This window comes from Spirochaetales bacterium, assembly GCA_016930085.1.
Classification (GTDB): domain Bacteria; phylum Spirochaetota; class Spirochaetia; order SZUA-6; family JAFGRV01; genus JAFGHO01.
Genome location: JAFGHO010000068.1, coordinates 1 through 3,522 on the forward strand (window position 1 = coordinate 1; position 3,522 = coordinate 3,522).

Here is a 3,522-nt window from a genome sequence, read left to right on the forward strand (position 1 = left end):
CCGCGGAATCCTTTCGCGTATCCACGGTATCATCGTACGTATCTGCGGTATTATAGACAAAATCGTTCGGCTTGAGTTGAAGATAGGGATGAAACCCTGAAACATTTCTCATCGCGGTCAATGCATTATAGGCAAGGTTGACGATCGGGTAGAGAACGAGAAGCAGCAATGCGGCATACAACAGGATCGATTTCAACTGCTTTCCGCCGATTTTGCCCATACGCACCCGTACGAGAACAACCAGGATCGAAACACCCGGAATCAGGAAAAGAATCCTCACGATCCAGAGAAGGAGATGGCGCGATGCGACAATTGTATCGGGATAAAAAAATCCGGTAAAAAAAAGGGCATATACGGCAACAAAAACCAGTATCACAATGTCTATTGCTTTACATTTGTATTTCATACGAACCTCTCTTTTTCTGGAAACCAGTATGTAACAAAATTTATATCAATTCCGTTCCCCTGTTCATGAACCCGCAGCTTTCCCGCCGACAGGAACACAACCCTTCCGTTTCCCTTTTTGTAACCATGCACGGACAAATCGCGCTTCTTCATAACCGATCTGCCCGTTAAAATACTCCACGATCGGGCTGAGATGCCATATATCGTATTGCTCGATGAAGGCGGCAATCGCTTTCAGCTTTTCCGCTGCTATCAGACGGCTGATATCGATCTCATAACCATCCAGAAGACAGGTCTCCAGATGACCGACGACCGTCGCCCGTGCGAGATTCCTTTTACCCGCTATTTCATCCAAAGACAAGCCCGTTGCAAAGAGTTCATAGGTGATTTCGACGGTTTTCCCTTTTTTGGATAACGAACCGTTTCGCTTATCGGGGACGGGTTTTTCCGGTATTTCGATATTGCCGTGATTCCTCAGATATGATGAAATTTCATCGATAAAAAACTCGCCGTAAGCATCCATCTTTTTCTTTCCGACCCCGGTGATTGCAAGCATCCCCGAAGCGTCCCGTGGATAATAACGCGCCATTTCGTGCAGTGTTCTGTCCGAAAAAACGACAAAGGGTGGAACGCCGTCTCTGTCCGCACACCGCTTTCGCAAAGTCCTGAGTCTTTCGAATAACCGGTCGTCATAACGGTCTTTTTCTTCGGGAAGATTCCGTTTTGTATCGGTTTCCTTGACCACCGCATACACGTTGACTCCTTTGAATAGTATTTCCCTTCCCTTTTCCGTCAGCGTCAAAACGGGATACACCTCACCGTCACGGGAAAGATATCCGCGGGAAGACAACTCCCCCGCGATAAAACGCCAGTGATCCTTGTTTTTGTTCCTCCCGGCACCGTAGGTCTTTAATTCCTGATGGGCATACGAGCGTATTCGTTTCGTATTCGCGCCCCGTACGATATCGATAATATGACTCAATCCGAAACGCTCCCCGGATCTGACGATCGCAGACATCAGTATCTGCGCGTCGACGGTAATATCGATTGTGTCGAGCCGGTCCGTGCAAATATCGCAGGTTCCGCAATTTTCTTCCGTGTACTTTTCACCGAAATAAGCCAGAAGCTGCCTGCGCCGGCAAAGGCTCTGTTCGGCATATCGGATCATGTTGTCCAGTTTGGACATCGCCGCATGCCGTTCGGTTTCATCCTGAATCTTGTCGATGAAATACCGCAGCTTCGGAATATCACCGTTTCCGTAGAGAAGAAGGCATTGGGCCGGCTCCCCGTCACGCCCCGCGCGGCCGGTCTCCTGGTAATACCCTTCGATATTTTTTGGAAGATCGGCATGAACGATAAAGCGGACATTCGACTTGTCGATTCCCATCCCGAACGCGATCGTGGCAACGATGACCCGAATCTCGTCATTATTGAATGCGTCCTGATTCCGTTTCCGTTCTTCGGCCGGTAATCCCGCATGGTAGGCCGCGGCCTTGATATTGTTTGCCCGGAGTTGGTGCGTGAGGGCTTCGACCCCCTTTCGAGTGGTTCTGTAAATTATGCCCGCCTCGTGAGGATAATCCCCTAAAAACGCCATAATTTGCTCTTCCAGCCGCTGTTTTCGTTCCACACGGTAAAAGAGGTTCGGTCTGTTAAACGAGGCGCGAACGCTGTGCGGGGAGACGAGACCAAGCTTTTGCGTCACATCCTCCTGCACCTTCACCGTCGCCGTGGCGGTGAATGCAGCGATCGGTATATCCCTGAAATGACGGCGTATGCCGGAAAGATTGAGGTAATCCGGCCTGAAATCATGCCCCCATTCGGAAATACAGTGGGCCTCATCGATCGCGAAAAACGCGATGGAGATCGTTTTCAACAGGTTGAAAAAATAATCGACGGCAAACCGTTCCGGAGCGATATAGAGCATTTCGAGACGGTTGCCGCGAAGGTCATAAAGGATCCGGCGCGATGTTTCGGCGTCAAGGGAGCTGTTGAGGAAAGCGGCCTTTATCCCGTTTGCCTGCGCGCCGTCCACCTGATCTTTCATCAGGGAGATAAGCGGACTGATCACAATCACTGTTCCGCTCATGATTTTTACCGGAAGCTGATAACACAATGATTTTCCGCCGCCGGTCGGCATGACCGCAAAGACATCCCTCCCTTTTACAATGGCTGAGATGATTTCCTCCTGAAAGGGCCGAAACCGTGAAAACCCGAAGGTATTTTTCAGGATATTGTGCACGATGATTTTCCCCTCCCCGTAATTCTTTTGTATTATACGTTTCACACTACTATTAATAAAGGGGTAAAGATGTCCGCCGCTTTGATTTTAAAGAAATTTATTGACGGAAAACGGGATGATTCCCTTATTTTTATATCTTTTACCGCGCTTTGTTACGTATTCGGCGTCCTGTTAGTTCCAGTTGAATGATTGATTCACTGAGTGACAAGTTAATATGGACAGGCATTTTGTGTGCATGAGTGTATGCGACTTGTAGACATGCACGATTATTTTGTCTGGTCTTCCGGTGTTAATATGTGGGAATCGGGTGTGGATTTAGGATGTGTTTTTAAAGCCTGAGTATCCAGAATGGAGAAAATTGATTCGTATATACGGATATCATTCTGTTTCGCCCCGGAAGATGCTGAATTATCCTATACAATTGTCGTATTTTCCTGCGGGGGGACTGCTGTAATTTCCTCTCCTCACTACTCCATTGCTTGAATCGTTTCTCGAATTCTTCGAGCACCCTCTTCCCATATCTCTCAACCATCGCCAAAAACACCTCAAGCAGCCACCGGACAAGCTGCGCGATACTGTAACAATTCAAATCGGCATGCAAAAGTTTTATCTTCCGGTACTCATCCCCGGTGAAATAAACATGCGTGTGGACCCGGATTTCATCGGGATCATCCGAAACCGCCCGGTATCGACTCATCCGCTGTTTTCCCCAGCTGTGTTCCTTGATGATAAAAGGATCGATACAGGACAATATACCGGCAATGACTCCGGATAACGAGTGCCGCGGCCCGAACATTGTCAGGTTGAGCAGTTTTTCTCTCATTAGTTCAGTCATGATAAGATGAAACTCATGCAAAACAGATGCTGTCATATGA

Annotated in this window: 3 protein-coding genes; all 3 read right to left on the reverse strand. The window is 48.2% G+C overall.

Features of this window, described 5'->3' with window-relative positions:
• On the reverse strand, positions 1-406 hold a 406-nt coding region (locus tag JW881_12185), incomplete at its 3' end, for a hypothetical protein (GenBank protein MBN1698264.1).
• Positions 407-469: 63 nt separating this feature from the next.
• Positions 470-2,692 carry a DNA helicase RecQ gene (recQ, locus tag JW881_12190; GenBank protein ID MBN1698265.1) on the reverse strand — a complete coding sequence of 741 codons (2,223 nt, stop codon included), beginning with the start codon at positions 2,690-2,692 and terminating at the stop codon, positions 470-472.
• 283 nt (positions 2,693-2,975) lie between these two features.
• Positions 2,976-3,522, reverse strand: a 547-nt coding sequence (locus JW881_12195; protein MBN1698266.1) for a hypothetical protein, incomplete at its 5' end; no start/stop codon positions are given.